This window comes from Glacieibacterium frigidum, from assembly GCF_007097155.1.
GTDB lineage: Bacteria > Pseudomonadota > Alphaproteobacteria > Sphingomonadales > Sphingomonadaceae > Glacieibacterium > Glacieibacterium frigidum.
Window position 1 is genome coordinate 1243154 of sequence record NZ_VJWA01000001.1, and the last position, 21918, is coordinate 1265071.

At 69.3% G+C, this 21918-nt stretch carries 19 protein-coding genes; 11 read left to right on the forward strand and 8 right to left on the reverse strand.

Annotation, left to right across the window (positions count from 1 at the left end; genetic code table 11):
• The first annotated feature begins 4 nt into the window (after positions 1-4).
• Genes FMM06_RS06035 through FMM06_RS06065 form a run of 7 tightly spaced genes read left to right on the forward strand, consistent with a single transcriptional unit; the run spans position 5 to position 6095 of the window.
• A complete protein-coding gene (locus tag FMM06_RS06035) occupies positions 5-1411 on the forward strand; it encodes an alpha/beta hydrolase (RefSeq protein ID WP_235889105.1) in 1407 nt (468 codons plus the stop codon).
• A complete protein-coding gene (locus FMM06_RS06040) occupies positions 1411-1905 on the forward strand; it encodes a DUF3598 domain-containing protein (protein WP_185965060.1) in 495 nt (164 codons plus the stop codon). Before FMM06_RS06035 ends, FMM06_RS06040 begins: the two co-directional genes overlap by 1 nt.
• Positions 1895-3253: a 3-isopropylmalate dehydratase large subunit gene (locus FMM06_RS06045; protein ID WP_144236390.1), complete on the forward strand. Its 1359-nt coding sequence runs from the start codon at positions 1895-1897 to the stop codon at positions 3251-3253. The genes FMM06_RS06040 and FMM06_RS06045 overlap by 11 nt, the downstream gene beginning before the upstream one ends.
• Positions 3250-3846, forward strand: coding sequence for a 3-isopropylmalate dehydratase small subunit (leuD, locus tag FMM06_RS06050; protein WP_144236391.1), 597 nt, complete (start codon positions 3250-3252; stop codon positions 3844-3846). Before FMM06_RS06045 ends, leuD begins: the two co-directional genes overlap by 4 nt.
• On the forward strand, positions 3843-4763 hold the full coding sequence (locus FMM06_RS06055; RefSeq protein ID WP_144236392.1) for a hydroxymethylglutaryl-CoA lyase: 921 nt from the start codon (positions 3843-3845) through the stop codon (positions 4761-4763). The genes leuD and FMM06_RS06055 overlap by 4 nt, the downstream gene beginning before the upstream one ends.
• Positions 4760-5893 (forward strand): CaiB/BaiF CoA transferase family protein, encoded by a 1134-nt coding sequence (locus tag FMM06_RS06060; protein ID WP_144236393.1) that lies wholly within the window; start codon positions 4760-4762, stop codon positions 5891-5893. Before FMM06_RS06055 ends, FMM06_RS06060 begins: the two co-directional genes overlap by 4 nt.
• A 37-nt stretch (positions 5894-5930) precedes the next feature.
• Positions 5931-6095 (forward strand): DUF3309 family protein, encoded by a 165-nt coding sequence (locus FMM06_RS06065; protein ID WP_144236394.1) that lies wholly within the window; start codon positions 5931-5933, stop codon positions 6093-6095.
• On the opposite strand, the gene FMM06_RS06070 is transcribed toward FMM06_RS06065, so the two are convergent.
• Positions 6061-7305: a TCR/Tet family MFS transporter gene (locus FMM06_RS06070; protein WP_144236395.1), complete on the reverse strand. Its 1245-nt coding sequence runs from the start codon at positions 7303-7305 to the stop codon at positions 6061-6063. The two genes, FMM06_RS06065 and FMM06_RS06070, sit on opposite strands and share 35 nt — an antisense overlap.
• Before the next feature lie 66 nt (positions 7306-7371).
• On the opposite strand from FMM06_RS06070, the gene nadC reads away from it, so the two are divergent.
• Together nadC and FMM06_RS06080 are read left to right on the forward strand one after the other, a co-directional pair.
• Entirely contained in the window at positions 7372-8214 is an 843-nt protein-coding gene (nadC, locus tag FMM06_RS06075) for a carboxylating nicotinate-nucleotide diphosphorylase (protein WP_144236396.1), read from the forward strand.
• 71 nt (positions 8215-8285) lie between these two features.
• Positions 8286-10313: a putative bifunctional diguanylate cyclase/phosphodiesterase gene (locus FMM06_RS06080; RefSeq protein ID WP_185965061.1), complete on the forward strand. Its 2028-nt coding sequence runs from the start codon at positions 8286-8288 to the stop codon at positions 10311-10313.
• Here the strand turns inward: FMM06_RS06080 and pip are convergent.
• The 4 genes from pip to purL all read right to left on the reverse strand — a co-directional run bounded on the left by pip (position 10310) and on the right by purL (position 14462).
• Positions 10310-11260 (reverse strand): prolyl aminopeptidase, encoded by a 951-nt coding sequence (gene pip / locus FMM06_RS06085; RefSeq protein ID WP_144236398.1) that lies wholly within the window; start codon positions 11258-11260, stop codon positions 10310-10312. The two genes, FMM06_RS06080 and pip, sit on opposite strands and share 4 nt — an antisense overlap.
• Positions 11261-11523: 263 nt before the next feature.
• Positions 11524-11703: a hypothetical protein gene (locus tag FMM06_RS06090; RefSeq protein WP_144236399.1), complete on the reverse strand. Its 180-nt coding sequence runs from the start codon at positions 11701-11703 to the stop codon at positions 11524-11526.
• A complete protein-coding gene (locus tag FMM06_RS06095) occupies positions 11703-12131 on the reverse strand; it encodes a DUF4112 domain-containing protein (protein ID WP_144236400.1) in 429 nt (142 codons plus the stop codon). The genes FMM06_RS06090 and FMM06_RS06095 overlap by 1 nt, the downstream gene beginning before the upstream one ends.
• Positions 12132-12242: 111 nt before the next feature.
• On the reverse strand, positions 12243-14462 hold the full coding sequence (gene purL, locus FMM06_RS06100) for a phosphoribosylformylglycinamidine synthase subunit PurL (protein ID WP_144236401.1): 2220 nt from the start codon (positions 14460-14462) through the stop codon (positions 12243-12245).
• Positions 14463-14620: 158 nt separating this feature from the next.
• On the opposite strand from purL, the gene FMM06_RS06105 reads away from it, so the two are divergent.
• Complete coding sequence (locus tag FMM06_RS06105) at positions 14621-16357, forward strand: patatin-like phospholipase family protein (RefSeq protein WP_144236402.1); 1737 nt, start codon at positions 14621-14623, stop codon at positions 16355-16357.
• On the opposite strand, the gene FMM06_RS06110 is transcribed toward FMM06_RS06105, so the two are convergent.
• Positions 16358-16564: a hypothetical protein gene (locus tag FMM06_RS06110; protein ID WP_144236403.1), complete on the reverse strand. Its 207-nt coding sequence runs from the start codon at positions 16562-16564 to the stop codon at positions 16358-16360.
• Positions 16565-16729: 165 nt separating this feature from the next.
• Between FMM06_RS06110 and FMM06_RS06115 the strand changes: the two genes are divergently transcribed.
• On the forward strand, positions 16730-17590 hold the full coding sequence (locus FMM06_RS06115; RefSeq protein WP_144236404.1) for a DUF1521 domain-containing protein: 861 nt from the start codon (positions 16730-16732) through the stop codon (positions 17588-17590).
• A 56-nt stretch (positions 17591-17646) separates the two neighbouring features.
• Here the strand turns inward: FMM06_RS06115 and FMM06_RS06120 are convergent, their stop codons facing one another.
• Positions 17647-20739: an efflux RND transporter permease subunit gene (locus FMM06_RS06120; RefSeq protein WP_144236405.1), complete on the reverse strand. Its 3093-nt coding sequence runs from the start codon at positions 20737-20739 to the stop codon at positions 17647-17649.
• Positions 20736-21887, reverse strand: a complete 1152-nt coding sequence (locus tag FMM06_RS06125) for an efflux RND transporter periplasmic adaptor subunit (protein WP_144236406.1) — start codon at positions 21885-21887, stop codon at positions 20736-20738. Before FMM06_RS06125 ends, FMM06_RS06120 begins: the two co-directional genes overlap by 4 nt.
• Positions 21888-21918 lie beyond the last annotated feature (31 nt).

The window sequence follows — 21918 nt, forward strand, 5'->3', positions numbered from 1 at the left end:
GACGATGACGTGCACGAAATCGCTTGTCGAGCGCAATTTGTCCGGACAAATTATCCGCGTGCAGATCACTCGCCACTTCATCGACGTCCGGGGCGCCCGCGTCCACTACCGGCGCTGCGGCAGCGGACCGGTGCTGCTGATGGCACACCAGAGCCCGCGCAGCTCGGCCGAATATGTGCCGCCGATGCAGAAGTGGGGCGCGCATTTCACCTGCATCGCGCCCGACAGCCCGGGGTTCGGCCAATCAGCGCGGCTACCCGGCGGTTCCGATTCTGACGCCTCCGGCGTCGGGCCCGACATCGACGATTTCGGCGACTGGGTCGCGGCGCTGCTGGATGCGCTGGGGCTTGGCAAGGTCGCGGCCTATGGTTTCCATTCGGGCGGCATCATCCTGATGAACGCGCTGCGGCGGCACCCGGAGCGCTTCAACGCGCTCGGGGTCGGGGGCTATGCGGTATGGACGCCGGCCGAGATGGCGCTGTTCGCCGACGCCTATCTGCCGCCCTTCGTGCCGAGTGCCTATGGCGAGCATCTGACCTGGCTGTGGCATCGCGTCCTCGAACAAAGTTGGTTCTTCCCGTGGTTCGCTGCAGACGACGCGCACCGCCTGTCGGTCGCGCACGACGATGTCGCGAAGGTCGATGCGGTCGTGCAGGACTTCCTCGACTCGGGCGATGCATATCGGGCGGGCTATGGCGCGGTGCTGCGCGCGCCGCGTGGCCTGCCCGACGCGGATGCGACGATGCCGCCGGTGCTGATCGCGGCGTATGACGGCGATCCGCTGCAGGCCCATATCGACCGGCTGGGCGCGCTGCCGGCCGGATGGGCGGGGCGCAAGGTTGCGACGCCGGGCGACCTCGAGGATGCGATGCTCGACTTCCTGCGCGGGCATCTGGCGCCGGAGCCGGGGGCCCTGCACGAGGCGTCGGACGAGGGTTTCCGCCGCGTCACGACGGACGCCTTCGACGGCCTGCTCCACTGGCGCGGCAATGGCGATGTCGTCGTGCCGCAGCCGGGCGGGGCGGTCGCCCTGATGGCGGGCGACGCGATCGACCTGCCGGGTAGCGGCCTGTCCGATCCGTGGCGGGGTGCGCCGCCCGAGGATTGGAGCGCCTGGCAGGCTGTCCTCGACGCAGCGGGAGGCGCTCGCCTGTCGCCGCTTCCGCAAGGCGACCCCGCCCGGCTGTTCCCCGACCTTACGCCCGACCGCTTCGGCGCCTATCTGACACGGGCGTGGAGCATCGTGCGGGCGCGGGCGGTCTTCGACCCGTGGTACGCGGCGCGCGCGGCCAATGCGGTGCCGCTCGGCCCGGACGCGCTCGACCCGGCCCGGCTGGCGCGCGCGCACCGGGCGTTGTTGCAGGCGACAAGCGCACGCGCTCAGATGGTCGCGCGGATGGGGAGGAACTGATGGGAATACGCGAGGACATGCCGCTGCTGGCGCGCCACGAGGGCGTCTGGGACGGGACCTACACCTATTACAACGCCGAGGGCGTGCAGGTCGACCAGCACAGCTCCCGGCTATTGTGCCGCTTCGTCGAGGGCGAGCATCCGTACCACCAGACAAACCACTACACCTGGCCCGATGGCCGCACCGAAATCCGCGAATTTCCTGCGGCTTATCGCGACAAGCGCGTGTGGTGGGACAACGAGCTGATCAAGGGCTCGGCGTGGGAAGTCGGGCAGGACGACAAGGCGCGCACCGTCATGCTGACGTGGGAGCGCACCGGCGACCCCGAGCTTTACCTCTACGAGATGATCCAGCTCGCCGACGACGGGCAGACGCGCTGCCGGACGTGGCACTGGATCCGCAGCGGCAAGCTCGAGACGCGCACCGCGATCGAGGAGCGGCTGGTGACGTGCGACTGGCGCAAGGTCGAGGCGGAGATGGCCGCTGGCGGCTGACACGCCTCGCACCCTGTTCGCGAAGCTGTGGGACGCGCACGTCGTCGCGCCGCTGGGCGAGCGCGAGGATCTGATCGCGATCGACCGCATCTTCCTGCACGAGCGCATGGGATCGGTGGCGCTGCAGTCGCTTGCCGAAGCCCGGCGCGCGGTCGTCGATCCGGACCGGGTGTTCGCGATGATCGACCATATCGTCGACACGACGCCGGGGCGGACGGGGACTCTGGTGCCGGGCGGCGAGGCGTTCCTGACCGCGACGCGCGAGGCGTGCGCGGCGGCCGGCATCCGCGTCTTCGACATCGGCGACGGCGAGCAGGGCATCGTCCATGTCGCGGGGCCCGAGCTCGGCCTCGCGCTGCCCGGGGCGACGATCGTCTGTCCGGACAGCCATACCTGCACGCAGGGGGCGCTGGGTGCGCTGGCGTGGGGCATCGGCGCGTCGGAGGCCGAGCATGCGCTGGCGACGGGCACGCTGCGCATGACGCGGGCGGGGACGATGCGCATCACCATCGACGGGCGACTGGGGCACGGCGTGACGGCGAAGGATCTGGCGCTCGCGCTGCTGGCACGCTTCGGCGCCGACGGCGGGCAGGGCATGGCGGTCGAGTATGCCGGCGAGGCGGTGCGCGCGATGGAGGTCGAGGCGCGGCTGACGCTGTGCAACATGGCGACCGAATTCGGCGCGATGACCGGGCTAATCGCCCCCGACGCGGTGCTGTTCGCCTGGCTGCGCGGGCGGCCCCATGCGCCTGCGGGTGCGGCGTGGGAGGCGGCGCTGGCGACGTGGCGCGAACTGGCGACCGACGACGGTGCGACGTTCGATATCGAGCACTGCTTCGACGCGCGCGATGTCGCGCCGATGATCGGTTGGGGCACCAGCCCGGCGCAGTCGGTCGCGGTCGGCGACCGGGCCCCTGCGGACAACGCGTACATGGCGGTCGAAGGTGGCGCGCCGCTGCTCGGGCTGCCAATCGACGCGGCGTTCATCGGCAGCTGCACCAACGGCCGTCTGTCGGACCTGCGCGCTGCCGCGGACGTGTTGCGCGGCAGGCAGGTCGCGCCGGGCGTGCGCGCCTGGGTGGTGCCGGGATCGACGAGCGTGCGCGCCGCGGCGGAGGCCGAGGGGCTCGACCGCGTCTTCACCGACGCCGGCTTCGAATGGCGCGAGAGCGGCTGCTCGATGTGCTTCCACGCCGGCGGCCCCGGCCTGCCGCCGGGCAGCCGCGTCGTGTCGTCGACCAACCGCAATTTCGAGGGGCGGCAGGGGGTGGGGGTCCGCACCCATATCGCCAGCCCCGCGACCGTCGCCGCCAGCGCGGTTGCCGGCGTGCTGGCCGACCCGCGATGACCGCCTTTCCGCCCGTCACCATCGTCAGCGGCGTGCCCGCGCCGCTGCTGCGCGACGATGTCGACACCGACGCGATCATCCCCTCGCGCGAGATCAACCGCGTGTCGAAGGCAGGGCTGGGGCAGGCGCTGTTCGCCGGGTGGCGCTACCGGGTTGGGACGCGCGATGCGGTGCCCGATTTCGTGCTCAACCGGCCGGAGTATGCGCAGGCCGCGATCCTGCTCGGCGGTGCCAACTTCGGCTGCGGGTCGAGCCGTGAACATGCGGTGTGGGCACTGCACGACTGGGGTATCCGCGTTGTCATCGCGCCGGGCTTCGCGCCGATCTTCCGCGGCAACTGCGTGCGCAATGGCGTGCTGCCGGCCGTGCTGGATGACGTCGCGAGCCTCGCTGACGGCGCGCCGGTGACGGTGGATCTTGCGGCGCAGCGGGTGCGGCACGGCGGGCGCACCCACGGCTTCGACATCGCCGCGCCCGACAAGGCGATGCTGCTCGGCGGCCTCGACGCGATCGACCTGACGCGCCAGCTCGGGCCCGAAATCGCCGCCTTCCATGCCCGCGACCGTGCGGCGCGACCCTGGATCTACGCATGACACGCATCCTGATCTCCGAAGTCGGCCCGCGCGACGGGCTGCAGTCGATCGACCGCGTCATGCCGCTCGCCGCCAAGCAGGCGTGGATCGCCGCCGAGGCCGCCGCGGGCGTGCGCGAGATCGAGGTCGGCAGCCTCGTGCCCGCGGCGCTGCTGCCGCAGATGGCCGATACCGAGGCGCTTATCGCCCTTGCGCGTACCATCCCCGGGCTGACGGTCACCGTCCTCGTCCCCAACCGGCGCGGCGCCGAGCGCGCGATTCGGGCGGGCACGCACAAATTGTCGATGCCCTTCTCGATGTCCGAGACGCACAGCCTGAAGAACGTCCGCAAGGACCACGCCGCCGTGCTGGCGGAGATCGCCGCGGTCGCCGCGCTCGTCGCCGACCAGCCCGCCGAGACACGGCCCTATTTCGAGGTCGGCCTCGCCACTGCCTTCGGCTGCACGATTGAGGGGCCGGTCAGCGAGGATGCGGTCGAGCGCCTCGCGGTCGCGACGCTCGAGGCGGGCGCGGCGGAGGTCGGGCTATCGGACACCACCGGCTATGCCGATCCGGCGGCCGTGCGGCGGCTGGTTCGGCGGGTGCGGCGCGCGGTCGGTGACGACCGGCTCAACACGCTGCACCTCCACAATACGCGCGGGCTGGGGCTGGCGAACGTCGTCGCGGGGCTGGAGGAGGGGATCACGACCTTCGACGCCTCGCTGGGTGGCCTTGGCGGTTGCCCGTGGGCGCCGGGCGCGTCGGGGAATATCGTCACCGAGGACCTGGCGTTCATGCTCGCGGCGATGGGCTGCGACACGGGGATCGACCTGCCCGCATTGCTCGCGGTGCGGAGCATCGTCGCGGACGCCTTGCCCGGCGAACCGCTGTACGGCTTCACCCCCGACGCCGGATTGCCGTTGGGATTTGCCGCATGACCTCGCCGACCCCGCTCGCCGGCCTGACCGTCGTCGAGTTCACGCACATGGTGATGGGCCCGTCGGCGGGCGCCATCCTCGGCGCGCTGGGGGCGGAGGTGATCCGCGTCGAGCCACCCGGCGGCGACGCGACGCGCGCGCTGGTCGGGTCGGGCGCGGGCTTTTTCGCGATGTACAACCGGCACAAGTCGAGCGTCTGCCTCGATCTCAAGTCAGCCGAGGGCATCGCCCAGGCGAAGGCGCTGGTCGCGACCGCCGACATATTGATCGAGAATTTCCGGCCCGGTGCGCTCGACCGGCTGGGGTTGGGGTACGAGGCGCTAAGCGTCGACAACCCGCGGCTGATCCATTGTTCGCTCAAAGGCTTCCTCGACGGTCCGTACCAGGACCGCACCGCGCTCGACGAGGTCGCGCAGATGATGGGCGGCCTCGCGTACATGACCGGCCCGCCCGGGCGGCCGCTGCGCGCCGGGACCAGCGTCATCGACGTGACCGGGGGCATGTTCGGCATCATCGCTGTGCTCGCAGCGGTCGAGGAGCGCCACCGCACCGGTCGCGGCGGCAAGGTCCAGGCATCGCTGTTCGAAACCACGGTCTATCTCGTCGGGCAGCACATGGCGCAGCTCGCGGTGACGGGGAAGGCCGCGGCGCCGATGCCCGCACGCATCTCGGCCTGGGGCATCTACGACGTGTTCGAGACCGCCGACGAGCCGCTGTTCGTCGGCGTCGTCACCGACAGCCTGTGGGCGAAGTTCTGCGACCTGTTCGGCCTCGCCGACCTATTCGCCGACCCGCGGCTGCAGGGCAACAACGACCGGGTGCGCGAGCGCGAGTGGCTGGTTCCGCGGCTGCGCGAACTGTTCGCCTGCATGACCCGCGCCGAGATCGTCGCGAAGCTGGAGGGTACCGGCATGCCACACGCGCCGATCGGCCGGCCCGAGGACATGTTCGACGATCCGCACCTGCTCGCCAGCGGCGGACTGGAGGCGGTCACTCTCGCCGACGGCCGCGAGACGGTGCTGCCCGCGCTGCCCGTCGCGCTCGACGGTGTTCGCCCCGGCGGGCCGTTCGCGCTGCCCGAGCCCGGCGCGCAGCAATCGCTGCTGAACCGGACCCTATCGAAAGATTGAGCGTTTCGACCCCACAACCACCAAAGGGGTCATTATCATGTCGCTCGGCACCATCCTCCTCATCGTCCTGCTCCTCCTGCTGATCGGCGCGCTGCCGAACTGGGGCTATTCGAGCGGCTGGGGCTATGGCCCGTCGGGTATCCTCGGCGTCGTCCTGCTGGTCGTCCTCATCCTGTTCCTGATGGGGCGCCTGCCGATCTAGGCCGCAGCGCGACGAAGACGGCGAGAGACGCCGCCGCCAGGATCGCCGCGAGGATGAATGGGGCGCCGGGGAAGAACACTCCGGCCCCCCTCTTGGTGAAGGCCGCGAAGACTTGCGTGACCGCCACCGGGCCGATGATCGCGGCGAGGCTGAAGATGCTCGAGATCGTGCCCTGCAGCTCGCCCTGTTCATTGGCGGCGACCTCGCGCGACATCAGGCCCTGCAGCGACTGGTAGACGAGGCCCGACAGCGCACCGACGACGATCCCGGCGTAGAGCTGCCAGCCGGTCAGCGCGAAGGCATAGACCAGATAGGCCGCGATGCCGCTCAGCGCGCCGACCACCACGACGCGGCGCTCGCCCAGCCGCGGGATCAGCCAGCGCGCGACGCCGCCCTGCATGATGACCGACACCAGCCCGACCATCGCGAGGCTCCAGCCGATCTGCTCGGCGTCCCATCCGAAGCGCGCGATGGCGTAGTAGTTCCAGGTGATCGGCAGCGACTGGAAGCCGATCACCCACAGGAAGGTCGCCGCCGCCAGCCCCAGCACGACAGGCCGGTAGCGGCGCAGGCGGACCAGCGCGCCGACCGGGTTGGCGCGCGACCAGTCGAAGGCGCGGCGGTTCTCGCGCGCCAGGCTCTCGGGCAGCACGAAGTAACCATAGGCGGCGTTCACGAACGCCAGCCCCGCCGCGATGAAGAACGGCGCGTGGACGCCGTAGCGCGCACCGACCAGGCCCCCAAGCACCGGCCCGATGATGAAGCCCAGCCCGAACCCCATGCCGGTGATGCCGAAGTTCGCCGCGCGCTTCTCGGGCGGGCTGACGTCGGCGATATAGGCATAGGCCGTACCGAAGCTCGCCCCCGTGGCCCCCGCGATCAGCCGCGCGACGAACAGCCAGGCGATCGTCGGCGCGAAGCCCGCGACCAGATAATCGACGCCGAACGCCAGCAGCGAGGCGAGCAGAACCGGCCGCCGCCCGAAGCGGTCCGACAGCGCGCCGATGATCGGGGCGCAAACGAACTGCATCACCGAATAGCCGAGCATCATCCACCCAGCGATCTGCGCCGCGCCGCCGATATCTCGCCCGGTCAGGCCCATGATCAGCTCGGGGAACACCGGCATGACGATGCCGAAGCCGATCGAATCGATCAGCACGGTCACGAAGATGAACGCGAGCGCGCGATTGCCGCTCGGGGGCGTGGTCATGCGGATAGCCCTTTGGGAAGGCGGCGAACTTGTGCGCGGCGCAGGTCGGGGCTAGCGACGCGGCCGATGTCCTATCCCATTCCAGACGGCTTCGATACCGACGCCTTCGTCCGCGCGACGCTTGCCGAGGACCTGGGGACCGGCGGCGACGTCACCAGCGCGGCGGTGATCCCGGCCGAGGCGCGACTGACCGCGGTGCTGGCAAGCCGTGACGCGGTGACGGTCGCGGGGCTGTGGCTGGCGGCGGCGTTCTTCCGCGCGCTCGATCCCGCGTCGTCCGTCGAAGTGCTGGCAGGGGAGGGAGACGCCGTGGCCGCGGGCACGCCCCTGCTGCGCATCGCCGGCAACGCGTGCGCATTGCTCGCCGCCGAACGGTCGGCGCTCAATACGGTGCAGCACCTGACGGGCATCGCAACGCTGACGCGCACCTATGTCGATGCGATTGCGGGCACGGGCGCGGTGCTGCTCGACACCCGCAAGACGCTGCCGGGCCTGCGTGTCCTCGAGAAATACGCGACTCGCACCGGCGGCGCGACCAATCACCGGATGCGCCTCGACGACGGGGTGATGATCAAGGACAACCACATCGCCGCCGCCGGCGGGGTCGACGCGGCAGTGCGCGCGGCGAAGGCGGCGGGGCTGCGCGGCATCGTCGTCGAGGTCGACCGGATCGACCAGATCGAGGCGGCGCTGGTCGCCGGCGCCGACCGTCTGCTGCTCGACAACATGGCGCCGCCGACGCTGCGCGAGGCGCTCGCACTGATCGCCGGGCGCGTACCGGCGGAGGCATCGGGCGGGGTCAATCTGACGACGATCCGCGCGATTGCGGAGACCGGAGTCGAGTATATTTCGGTGGGGCGGATCACGCAGAGCGCGCCGGCAGCCGACATCGGCATGGACTATATCTGACGGATCGGAACGATACCGTAGTTAACCCATTGGCGCGATACATTGACGCATGTTAATGATGCATGATGTTGTTGTCGCGTTTCAGTCGCTCGTCGATGATCACCGTCGAGACGGTCCGTCGCGGTTTCCGTGACAGCCTGTCCCATGATCGATCGAGCGTCGAACTGCTGACCGAGCAATATCGCAGCCTGCGGCCGCTCGTCCCGACGATGTACCTGGCGTTGTTCATCAACGTCGTCTTTCTCGCCGGTGCGTCGGCACGCAGCCTTGGCCCGGCGGCGTTCGACCTGCCCGTTGCAGTGGCCGTGCTGGTCGCCGCGCGTCTGGCATTCTGGTGGCTGAACGGTCCGCAGACGGGTGTGCCCCCGGTCGCGGCGATGCGGCAGTCGATGTGGGTCACCGTCGGCGTCGCAACCTTCGCGGCGATTGGCCTGAGCCTGTGGAGCGCGCACATCCTGGCGACCGGCGACATGGCGGCGCGCGCCTATGTCGCGCTGTTCACCGCGCTGTGCACGATCGCCTGTGCCGCCTGCCTGTCGAGCCTGCCGCTAGCCGCCTATTGCGTCATCGTCGGCGGCACGGTGCCGGTGTCGGTGGCGCTGCTGATGACCGGCGACGTCGTGCTGATGAGCATGGGGGCCAATCTGCTGCTCGTCGCGCCGCTGGTCAGCGGCATGATCTATCGCCAGCACCGCCAGCTGCGCCGCATGATGGCGTCACGCAGCGTCCTGGCCGCGCGCAAGGCGCAGTTCCGGATGCTCGCCTACCGCGATCCGCTGACCGGTCTTGCCAACCGCCGGGCCTTCCTCGACGCCCTCTCGACCGCCATACGCGGACCGCGGTCGACGAGCGTTGCGGTCGGGATGATCGACCTCGACGGGTTCAAGGTGATCAACGACACCTACGGCCACCGGGTCGGTGACGCATTGTTGAGCGAGGCGGCCCGGCGCTTCGAGCCGCTGGCGATGGGCGACGCGATGATCGCCCGGCTCGGCGGCGACGAATTCGCCGTGCTGCTCCGCGATGTCGAGAGCGTCGGCGATGCGCAGTCGCGGCTGGCACTGGTCGCCGGGGTGTTCGACCGTGCCTTTGCCGTGGATGCGCACAAGTTTCGCCTGTCGGCATCGATCGGCCTCGCCCACAACGGCGACGACATCGGCACGACGCTCGACCTCGTCGCCCGCGCCGATCTCGCGATGTACGATGCCAAGCGGCGCGGGCCGGGCCTGATCGGCGTCTTCGAGGCCGGTCTGGAGATGCGCACGCGTCGCCGCCTGACGATCGAGCAGGCTTTGGCCGCTCAGGCCATCGAGGCGCCGATTAGCCTCGTCTATCAGCCGGTGATCGATGCGGGCAGCAATCGCATCGTCTGTTTCGAAGCACTGGCGCGCTGGACGCACCCGACGCTGGGTGTGGTGTCGCCGGCGGAGTTCATCCCGCTGGCGGAGCAGGCGGGCGTCACACAGCCGATGACGACGAACCTGTTGTCGAAGGCGCTGGGCGACGCGTCCGCCTGGCCGCCCGGCATCGGCCTGTCGTTCAACATCAGCGCCGCCGAGCTCGGTTCGCCGACGCTCGCCGACCGAATTCTCGACCTCGTTGCGGAGCACGGCTTCGACCCGTGTCGTCTGTCGATCGAGGTCACCGAGACTGCGCTGCTCGGCGATTTCGCTGCCGCGCGAACGGCGCTGAGCGCGTTGCAGCGCGGGGGGGTGCGCATCCTGCTCGACGACTTCGGCGCCGGCTATGCGTCGATCGGCTATCTGCGCGAGATCCAGTTCGACGGCATCAAGCTCGACGGCAGCCTGATCGCCTCGCTGACGGACAGTCCGGCGGCGCACGACCTGCTGGTCGGCGTGCTGCAACTGTGCCGCGCGATCGGCGCGCCGGTGACCGCCGAGATGGTCGAGACTGCGGCCCAGTACGACCTGCTGCGCGCGCTGGGGGTGGAAAAAATGCAGGGCTTTTACCTGTCGCGGCCGCTCGATGCCGACGCCGCGCAGTACGCCTGCGATGGCGACCGGGTACGGGCCGCCCCGCGGCCCTCGTCGGTGGTGCTGTTCCCCCGGCGGCCCGTGCGCGTGCCCGGGGCGGCCTAGGCGCCTGAAAAGCGGTCGGTCGCGCGGATCAGCCGGTCGAGAATGCCGGGCTCCGAATAGGCGTGTCCCGCGCCCTCGATCAGGTGGAATTCCGCCTCGGGCCACGCCTTGTGCAGCGCCCAGGCAAAGCGCGCCGGGCAGGGCATGTCGTAGCGGCCATGGACGATGACGCCGGGAATGCCGTGAAGCCGCCCGGCGTCGCGCAGCAGCTGCCCCTCGTCGAGCCAGCCGGCGTGCTTGAAATAATGATTCTCGATCCGCGCGAAGGCGATCGCGAAGCGGTCGTCGTCGAAGCTGTCGGAGGTCTCGGGCTCGGGCAGCAGCGTGATCGTCTGCCCCTCCCAGTTCGACCAGGCCTTGGCGGCCGCCAGCTGCACCGCCGGATCGTCGCCGGTCAGGCGGCGGTGATAGGCGCCGACCATGTCGCTGCGCTCCGCCTCCGGGATCGGCGCGAGAAAGCCCTCCCACTTGTCGGGAAACATCTCCGACACGCCGAACTGGTAATACCAGTCCATCTCGGCCTTGGTCAGCAGGTAGATGCCGCGCACGATCAAGGCGCTGACCCGCTGCGGATGCGTCTCGGCATAGGCGAGCGCCAGCGTCGATCCCCACGACCCGCCGAACACGAGCCACCGCTCGACACCCGCCAGCGCGCGCAGCCGCTCGATGTCGGCAACCAAGTGCCAGGTCGTGTTGGCGTCGAGATTGGCGTGCGGTGTCGACCGCCCGCAGCCGCGCTGATCGAACAGCAGCACGTCGTACTTCGCGGGGTCGAACAGCCGGCGATGCCGCGGCGAACACCCGCCGCCCGGGCCCCCGTGGAGGAACACCGCAGGCGTCGCCCCCGGCGTCCCGCACCGCTCCCAATAGACGCTGTGCCCGTCGCCGACGTCGAGCATGCCCGAGGCATAGGGTTCGATCGGCGGGTAGAGGGTGCGCAGGGTCATGGGCGGACCCTATCGAGCAATCGGCACGCCGTCATCCCCGCGGGCCCCTACCCTAAGTCCACACTAAAGCCACTTCCGCGTCCATCGTCGCGCGACAGTCAAACATGAACAAGTAAGCGAATTTTGTGCCCGCGAAGCATTTTCAAAATTCCGCGATGAGAAACAGCAAGCGCATGTTCACCAAGCCCGAATGTACCATATAGGCACAGACCTGTCAAGCGCCGCTTTACTCGAACATAGGCACCTTCGTCGTTCGCCGCCAGCTAGCGCAGGCTCGCGATCCCCAGCTTGTCGGCCTTGGCGCGTTCCTTGGTCGATTCCTCGCTGCGCGTCAGGGCCTTGGCGATGGCGCGCAGCGGCATGCCCTTCTTGGCCAGCGTGTGGAGTTTCTGCACCTCGTCGGTGGTCCAGGCCTGACGGTGCCGTTCGAATTTCTCGCCCATCAGAGCCTCGCTGCGTCGATGGTGCGCGACCCCGGATGGTGGCGGTCGAGGTGCTTCTTGATCAGGCGCATGTTCTTGCTGTTCGACTTGAAGACGAAGTCGAAAATGTCGCCCGCGAACGGGATCATGCCGAGCGCAGTGTCGACCCCGACATTCGCCACCATGCGCGCCTGCATCCAGCGCGACACGCCGAGGTTGCGCGCTTCCCAGATCAGGTAACCGCCCATCGATGCGGTCACCAGGTCGCCGATCACGGGCAACAGCCCGACGACCGAGTCGAGTCCGACCTTGCCGAGGACGGGGACGGTGAAGGCGCGCTCGAGCAGATGCTCGAGCGCCTCGACCCGGCGGCGCACGCTCGCCGGGTCACGCCCGATGTCGGGCAGGGCGGCGGTGAGCTGATCCCAGCGGGCGTCGGTGTTCTTCATGGAAGATATGTGGGGGAGACGGGGCGGGGGTGCAATCACTTGGTCGTTTTCCCGTCCCCAAAGCGTCATGCTGGCGTGCGCCAGCATGACGGCGGAAGGGGGGTCGGAACCTCAGCGCGCCATCAGCCCCGGCAGCCAGCCCTCGTGCGCGGCGCGCAGGTCGGCGAGGGGGATGACCGCCTCGTTGGCGCCGCCTTCGCCGTCACCGACGTAGATCGTATCTCCACCTGTGTAGCCAAGCCACACTGCGGTCGTGCCGACGCGTTCAGCGATGTCACGAAGATCGGCACCCTTCAAGGTCGTCAGAACGTAACGCGCCTGATCCTCGCCGAATAGAGCAGCGGCCAAAGTCGCACCATCGCGTGGGTCGTCCGCTTCGAAATCCAGCTGGAAGCCTATGTTCCCCGACAAAGCCATCTCCGACAACGCGACGAGAAGGCCGCCGTCGGAAACGTCGTGCACGGCCGTTGCCACACCTGCAGCGATCTGCGAGCGAGCAAACTCCCCGGCTGCTTTCTCGGCGGCCAGATCGACGGACGGGGATCGACCGTCTTCGCGGCCCAGTATCTCACGAAGCCACAGCGATTGGCCCAGATGCCGCCCGAGCTTTCGAGCGGGCCCGATAAGCCAGATGCTTTCCCCCTCGGCCTTGAACGCGATCGTCGCCGATTTCGACCAGTCGCTCAGCAGCCCGACGCCGCCGATCGCCGGGGTCGGCAGGATGCCCGTGCCCTCGGTCTCGTTGTACAGGCTGACGTTGCCGCTCACGACGGGGAAGTCGAGCGCGCGGCAGGCCTCCGCCATGCCCTCGATGCAGCCGACGAACTGCCCCATAATCTCGGGGCGCTGCGGGTTGCCGAAGTTCATGCAGTCGGTGATCGCCAGCGGCGTTGCGCCGACTGCGCACAGGTTGCGGTACGCCTCGGCGACTGCCTGCTTGCCACCCTCGACGGGGTCGGCGAAGCAATAGCGCGGCGTGCAGTCGGTGGTGATCGCGAGACCCTTGTTCGTGCCGTGCACCCGCACCACCGCGGCGTCGCCGCCGGGACGCTGGACGGTGTCGCCGCCGACCATGTGGTCGTACTGCTCCCAGATCCAGCGGCGCGACGCGAGGTCGGGGCAGCCCATCAGCTTGAGCAGATCGGCGGCGATGTCGGTGCTTTCGGGCACGTCGGTCAGGGCTTCGCGCGCCGGCGTCGGCACCCACGGACGGTCGTACTTCGGCGCCTTGTCGGCCAGCGGCGCGAGGGGGATGTCGCCGACCACCTCGCCGTTGAAGGTCAGGGTCAGGTTGCCGCCCGCGACGACCTCCCCGATCACCGCGAAATCGAGTTCCCACTTGCGGAAGATCGCCTCGGCCTCGGCCTCGCGGCCGGGCTTGAGGACCATCAGCATGCGCTCCTGGCTCTCGCTCAGCATCATCTCATAGGGCGTCATGCGCTCCTCGCGCACCGGCACGCGGTCGAGGTCGAGGCGGAGGCCAACGCCGCCCTTCGATGCCATCTCGACGCTCGACGAGGTGAGGCCCGCCGCGCCCATGTCCTGGATCGCGACGATCGCGTCCGACGCCATGAGTTCGAGGCACGCCTCGATCAGCAGCTTCTCGGTGAACGGGTCGCCGACCTGCACCGTCGGGCGCTTGTCCTCGCTGTCCTCGGTGAATTCGGCCGACGCCATGGTCGCGCCGTGGATGCCGTCGCGGCCGGTCTTCGATCCGACATAGACGACGCTGTTCCCGATGCCCGCGGCGGCCGAGTAGAAGATCTTGTCGGTCTTCGCGACGCCGACGGTCATCGCGTTGACCAAGATATTGCCGTTGTAGGCGGGGTGGAAGCTCGTCTCGCCGCCCACCGTCGGCACGCCGACGCAGTTGCCGTAGCCGCCGATGCCCGCGACGACGCCGCGGATCAGGTGCTTCATGCGCGGTGCGTCGGCGGCGCCGAAACGAAGCGCATTCATGTTGGCGACGGGGCGCGCGCCCATCGTGAAGACGTCGCGCAGGATGCCGCCGACCCCCGTCGCCGCGCCCTGGTAGGGCTCGATGAAGCTCGGGTGATTGTGGCTTTCCATCTTGAAGATGCACGCGTCGCCGTCGCCGATGTCGATCACGCCGGCATTCTCGCCGGGGCCGCAGATCACCCACGGCGCGGTCGTCGGCAGCTTGGCGAGGTGCATCCGGCTCGACTTGTACGAACAATGCTCGGACCACATCACAGAGAAGATGCCGAGTTCGAGCAGATTGGGCGCGCGGCCCAGCCCCGCGATGACGTTCTCGTATTCGGACGGCGTCAGGCCGTGTTCGGCGACGATGGCGGGGGTGATCTCGGTCATGGCGCGGGCTTAGCGAAGCGCGGCGCGTCTGTCATTGGTCCGTCGGCGGATCAAGATGGACGGCGAGGAACACTTCTCCTGCTGACGCTTGCCAATCTGCGTTTGCGCTGTCCGTCACGCCTCGGTAACGGTCGATTCCGGGTCGATCGGGGGTTGTGATGAGCAGCGCGGCGCCGGCAAATCTGGACAGCGCGACGCTGGCCATGCTCGGGCGCGTTGCAGTCTCGCGCGACGTCCCGGGCGGCGAGCTGCTGATCCACGCGGGCGACCCGCCGGGATCGTTGTATATCGTCGCCGCCGGGCGGTTTCTCGTCGAGGCACGCGGGCGGGTCGTCGGCGAAATCGGCATCGGCGAGCCGATCGGCGAGCTGTCGTTCTTCTCCGGGGTGCGGCGCACCGCCAACGTGCGCGCGGCACGCGACGCACGCGTCCTCGAGGTGACGCGCGAGGCCTATGATGCAGCCGCCGCACGCGACCCGCGGCTGGGGGAGGCGATCACCGCCGCGCTGTGCCGCCGGCTGATCGCGACCACCGCGGCGAGTGCGGGCGTCGCGGCACGGCCGCCGCGTGTGCTGGCGATGCTGCCGGCGGGCGATGCGCCGCTGCCCGACGGCTTCGCCGCGAAGCTCGGGATGGCGCTGGCAAAGCGCGGCGGCCGTCTCGTGACTTGCGCCGACGCCCCCGCGGCCGGGGTCGGGGAGTGGCTCGCGACGCTCGAGGAAAGCGTGACATCAGCGGTGCTGCTCGCCAGCCCCGGCGACCCGCCCGCGTGGGGAGAGACCGTCTGCCGCAATGCCGATGCGCTGGTTCTGGTCGCGCCTCTGGCGGACGCGCCAGGTGCGTTCTCGCCGCTCGAAGCTTTTGCCGCGCGGCGGTTTCCCGAGTCCTCGACCTCGCTGCTCCTGTGGCGAGCGCCGGGCACGGCGATTGCCGGCACGCCGGCGTGGCTGGCAACGCGCCCCGCGACGCTGCACCATCATCTGGCAACCGACTCCGCAGTGGATTTCGCGCGTGTCGCGCGCTTCCTGACCGGTCGTGCCGTGGGAATCGTCCTGGCGGGTGGCGGGGCACTCGGCTGCGCTCATCTCGGCGTCATGCGCGCGCTGCGCGAGGCGCGGGTGCCGATCGACTTTCTCGGCGGGGCGAGCGCGGGTGCGGCGATGGCGGCCGCGGTGGCGCGCGGCCTGACTCCGCAAGAAACGCTCGACCAGATGGAGGCGATGTTCGTCACGGCGCGCGCCATGAAGCGCCTGACGCTGCCGGTCCACAGCCTGCTCGACCCGCGGGTCTTCGATGCCCAGCTGCAGGCGCGCTACGGCACGCTCGCGATCGAGGATCTGCCGCTCAACCTCTTCGCGGTGTCGACCAGCCTGACTCGCAACGCCCTGCATATCCACCGCCGCGGAGCGCTGTGGGAGGCGGTGCGCGCGTCGGGATCTCTGCCCACCATCCTGCCGCCGATGATCACCGACGACGGCGAGGTGCTCGTCGACGGCGGCGTGCTCGACAACATCCCCGTCGCGACGATGCGCGGGTTCAAGGCCGGACCGAACATCGTCGTGCCGCTCGGCGGCAGCGAGGACTTGTGGCGGGTCGCGGGTCGTTACGCGATGCTGCGGACGCCGCTGCAGCTGGTGCGCGACATCGTCCTGCGCCGTGGCCCGTCGGAACTGCCGAGCATCATCGATGTGCTGTCGCGCGCCATGGTCGTGGCATCACGCCGGACGCTCGCCGAGAACCTCGCGCAGGCCGACATCCTGTTGTCCCCGCCGCTGACGCCGGGAATGCGGATTCTGGATTGGCAACTGGGGCGCGCGCTTGCCGAGGCGGCCTATCTGTCGACGCAGGTCGCCCTCAGCGATGACGCCAAGCTGTCGGCGCTCGTCGACAGCTGATCACATCGCCGACATCATGCCCTTCAGCCGGTTGGCGACGAGCTTGATGCGGTCGGCTGCCTCGCCGAAGGTCTGGCCGTTGATCTTGTCGCCCTCGGCGAACGCCTCACGGGCCGCCTCGACGTAGGAGTCACGGTCATCCTCGAGCGCCGACAGCACGATCTCGGCCTCGTCCTCGGTCAGGGTCAGGGTGATGTCGTCGGACATGGTCGGGCCTTAGCAAGGGGAATGGGGGCGGGCTGTACTAAAGCGTCGCGGACGCATCAAGGTCGCGTCTAGTCGTTTCGACTACGCCGGATAATCGTTCCGCATATCGCGTGCGGGCCGCGCCTAGGCGACACTCCGGTCATTAATTCAGCCGGAGGGAGGAACATGACGACGATCGGTGCCACCGCGAATGCCACGGTCTTTGCACGGCCGAGCAACGCCTTCGATATCGCGATGCGGGGCGCGGCACTTAACCTGACCGCGAGCATCATGGGCAGCTTCCTGCGCCCGCTCGGCGCGGGGCCGTTCGCCTCGGCGCAGCTGCCGTCGGCGTGGACCATCTGTACCGGCTCCGTCGGCACGCCGCCGCAGCCGCAGATCACCGCGACCGTCGGTGCGGGCGGCAAGGGCAATGTCGATCTCGGCGACGGCTACACGCTGCAACTGAACGAGAATAACAGCGAGATCACGATCCACAACGCCGCGACGGGCGAGACGACGCGCATCTGGGGCGATCCGCACGTCGAGATCGACGGCAAGCAGGCCTTCGACTTCTGGGGCACGACGACCTTCACGCTCGACAACGGCACCAAGATCACCATCAACACCGAACAGTTCGGCAACAATCCCAATGCCTTCGTCGCCAGCCAGCTGGTCATCACGCGCGGCACCCAGGCGGTGACGGTCGACGGGATCAGCCAGAACGACCTCGGCGACCTGTCGGTGACGGTCGGCAGCAACGGCCGCGCGCTCGATGCCACGACGCGCGACGGCTACACGCTGACCGAGAACAGCGCCGGGGCAGGGTGGCGCGCACAGGGCGGGCATATCGCGACGCAGGCCGACCTGAACGCCACCGCCGTCGGCGGGCTGTACGGACCGGGATCGACGATGCCGAGCCTGAACGAGCTGAGCAGCGCGATCACCAGCTTCCTGTTCTTCGGCGCGCTAGTGGGGGCGTTCACCGGCGGCAGCGACAGCGATGCCGGGACGACGCGGAGCGCGCGCCACAGCCTGCCGCGCTGATCGCGCCTGCGGTCGATGACACCGTGCATATCCGCCCGCACGGTGTTTTCGCATGGCTACTCGGCGGCTTGGCGGAACGGCTCGGGTTGGAATGCCAGTTCGGGTTCGGCAGGTGCCCCGCGCTTGCGCTTCCCGAAATTCTCGATGCCGAGATAGACGACGGGGGTGATGAACAGGGTCAGGATCTGGCTGACCAGCAGGCCGCCCATCACCGCGACGCCGAGCGGCTGACGCAGCTCTGCACCCGCACCGATGCCGAGCGCCAGCGGCAGGGCTGCGGCGAGTGCGGCGAAGGTCGTCATCATGATCGGGCGGAAGCGCGCGACGCAGGCTTCGCGGATCGCCGCCTCGGGTGTCATGCCGTCGCGCTGCGCGGTCAGCGCGAAGTCGATCATCATGATGGCGTTTTTCTTGACGATGCCGATCAGCATGACGACGCCGATGATTCCGATGACGTCGAGCGGCATGTTGAGCAGCCACAGCGCCGCCACCGCGCCGATGCCCGCAGCCGGCAGGCCCGACAGGATGGTGATCGGGTGCTTGAAGCTTTCGTACAGCACGCCGAGCACGATGTAGATGACGACGATCGCCGCCAGGAACAGGATCGGCATCGAGCTCGTCGATGCCTCGAACGCCTGCGCATTGCCCTGGAACGAGCCGTTGAGCGACGCGGGCATGCCCATGTCGGCCTGCGCCTCCTCGATCAGCTTCTGCGCCTGCGACAGCGCCAGGCCCTTGGCGGGGTTGAAGGAGATCGTGACGGACGGCAGCTGCGACTGGTGGCTGATCGACAGCGGCGCGCCCTCGATCACCGTGCGGGTCACGGCGGACAGCGGCACCGTCGCATTGTCGCGGCCGCGCACGTACAGGCCGCCGATGCTGTCGGGCGTCAGCTGCAGGTCGGGGCGGACCTCCAGGATCACCTGATAGCTGTCGGTGTCGGTGTAGATCGTCGAGACCTGGCTGTTGCCGAACGCCGAATACAGCGTCGAGCGGATCGACTGGACGGGCACGCCGAGCCGCGCCGCGGCGTCGCGGTCGATGACGACGCGCGCCTGGCGGCTGCCGAGCTGATAGTCCGAGCTGACGTCCTCGAACCCCGGCGTGGCGCGCAGCCGTGCCTCGAACTGCGGCGCGAAATCGTAGAGTGCGGCCTGGTCGACCGACGCCAGCGTGTACTGGAAGTTCGACGACGATCCGCGACCGCCCAGTGTCAGGTTCTGCGGGATGTTGGGGAAGGCGCTGGCACCCGCGACCTGGCCCAGCTTCTTGCGCAACCGCGCCTGCACGACTTCGGCGCTGTCACGCTCGCTGCGGTCCTTCAATGCCACGAACATGCGCCCGCCCGACCCGCGGCCGGTGAACGCCGAGACGCGCGCCACAGCCGGATCCGCCATGACGATCTTGGCCAGCGCGTCGGTCTTGGCCTGCAGGACGATGTAACCGGTGTCGGCAGGCACCTCGATGCCGACGCCCAGCGTGCCGGTGTCCTCGGTCGGGAAGAAGCCTTTGGGCACGACGGTGAAGCCCCAGATGGCGACCGCGATCGAGACGATGGTGAACAGCCCCATCGCCGTGCGGTGGCGCAGCGTGCTGTCGAGCAGGCGGACGTAGAAATTGGTCAAACGACCAAATGCCGCGGTCGAGGCGCGACCGATGCGGCCCGGCGTCTCGTGGCCGCCCTTCAGCACGCGCGCCGCGACCATCGGGATCAGCGTCAGCGCGAGCACCGCCGAGACGCCGATGGCGATCGTCATGACCACGGCGAATTCGAAGAACAGCCGCCCGACGACGCCGCCCATGAACAGCAGCGGGATGAACACCGCGACGAGGCTGACCGAGATCGACACGACGGTGAAGGCGATCTCCTTGGTCGCGATGATCGCCGCCTCGCGCGGTTTCTTGCCCATCTCGATGTGGCGGACGATGTTCTCCAGCACGACGATCGCGTCGTCGACGACGAAGCCGGTGGCGAGCGTCAGTGCGAGCAGGCTGAGGTTGTCGAGGCTGAACCCAGAGAGATACATGCCCGCGAAGGTGCCGATGGCGGCGACGGGCAGCACCAGTGCCGGGATGAAGGTGGCGCGCGCATTGCCGAGCACCAGGTAGATCACCAGCACGACGAGCAGCGCGGTGCCGATCAGCGTATATTGCGCGTCGGCGACCGAGTGGCGCACCGACTGCGACCGGTCGACCATCGTCACGATCGAGGCCGTGCGCGGGAGCGTGTCCCTGATCTCGGGCAGCTTTGCCATGACGGCGTCGACGAGCTGGACGACGTTGGCGCCGGGCTGGCGGATGATCGCGATGTTGAGCGACGGCTCGCCATTGAACTTCGCCATGCCGCGCAGATTCTCGACCGAATCGATGACGCTGGCGACGTCGCCGACGCGCACCGGGATGCCGTTCTGCGACGCGATGACGATCTCCGCGAACTCCTGCGCGGTGCGCAGCGACCCCGTCGCGTCGAGGATGTACTGGCGCTCGCCCTCGTTCAGCGTGCCGACCGCGGTGTTGGAATTGGCGGTCGAGATCGCCGTGCTGACGTCCTGGGGCGTCAGGCCGCGCGCCGCCAGCTTGGCGGGGTCGAATTGGACGCGCACCGCGTATTTCTTCGCGCCGAACAGGTCGACCTGCGCGACGCCGGGCAGGGTGGAGATGCGCGGCACGATCGTCGTGTCGAGCACCTGCTGCAGCTCGGCAGGCGTCCGGCCTGGGTCGCGCACCGACAGGATCAGCACCGGCTGGTCGGCGGGATTCACCTTCTGGAACGACGGCGGGTCGCGCATCTCCTCGGGCAGGCGGCGCGTCACCGCCGACAGCGCGGTCTGCACGTCGAGCGCGGCGGCATCGATGTTGCGGTCGAGCGCGAACTGCACGGTGATGCTGGTCGACCCGGTGCTGCTCGACGAGGTGATCTGGTCGATGCCCGCGATCGTCGACAGCTGGCGCTCGATCGGCGTCGCGACGGCCGACGCCATCGTCGACGGGTTGGCACCGGGCAGGCTGGCGTTGATCTGGATGGTCGGGAAATCGACCTGCGGCAGCGCCGAAACCGGCAGCATGCGGTAGCCGAACAGGCCGGCGACGACGATCGCGATGGTCAGCAGGATGGTGCCGACGGGGCGCGAGACGATGGTCGTGATCATGGGGTGCTACTCCCGCGCGGTGCGCCGGCGGGGCGCTCGCCCTTGGTACGAACCGGGTCGCCGGCCTTCAGCTTGGCGAGCGCGTCCGAAACAACCTTCGTTCCCGGCGCGACGCCGCCCGAAAGATAAGCCCGGCCGCCGGCGCGTCCGGCGATGCGCACCGGCGTCATCGCGACCTTGTTGCCTGCACCGATCGTCCAGACATAGCTGCCGTCGCGGCCGTTCTGGATCGCCGCCTCGGGCAGCACGACAAGACGCTGCGGCGTGCCGACCGGCAGCTCGACCGAGACCAGCGCGCCGGGCCACAGCTCGTCGCGGCGATTGTCGAACTCGGCCTTGGCGGCGAGGTTGCCGGTGGTCGGGTCGACGTTGTTGTCGAGGAAGTTCAGGCGGCCGGTGGTCAGCACCGCTCCCGTCTGGTTGTCCTTCGCGGTCACCGTCACGCCGGCGCCGCGGACGGCGGTGCGCAGCGTCTGGATATTCTCGGGCGGCACGGCAAAGCGCACGTTAATCGGCGACAGCTGGTTGACCGTGACAAGCGGGACGGTGTCGCCCGCACGCACCGTCGCACCGACCTTGAAGCCGATCTCGCCGGTGCGGCCGCTGACCGGCGCGCGCACGGTCAGATAGCTCAGCGCGGTTTCGGAGGCGGCGATCGCGGCGCGCGCCTGGGCGATGCCCGCGCTGCCGGTGCCCGCGGCGGCGCGATTGGCGTCGAGCGTCGCCTTGGACACGAAGCCGCGCACCACAAGCTGCTCGGCGCGCTTCAGATTGCCGCTCGCCTGCGTCGCGGTCGCCTGCGCGCTGGCCAGCGCGGCGCGGTCCTGCGCGATCTGGGCGCGCACGGCGCGGTCATCGAGGCGGAACAGCGGCTGGCCGCGCGTCACCGTCGCGCCTTCTTTGAACAGCACGGCGGTGATCTGGCCGTCGACGCGGCTGCGCACCGCGACCGACTGCAGCGGCGTCACGGTGCCCAGCGCGGTCAGCGACGGGCGATAATCGCCGAGCGCGGCAACCGTCGAGCCGACCATCATCGGCGGGCGCTTGCCGCCGCCGGGCCCGCCCTTGCCACCCTTCTCGTCGCCGCCGCCGCATGCCGACAGGCACGCGAGCGCGATGGTCGTTACGGCCAGGCGGACGAATGTCATTTCGTTTGAAAACCGATCGTTGAACTTTGCC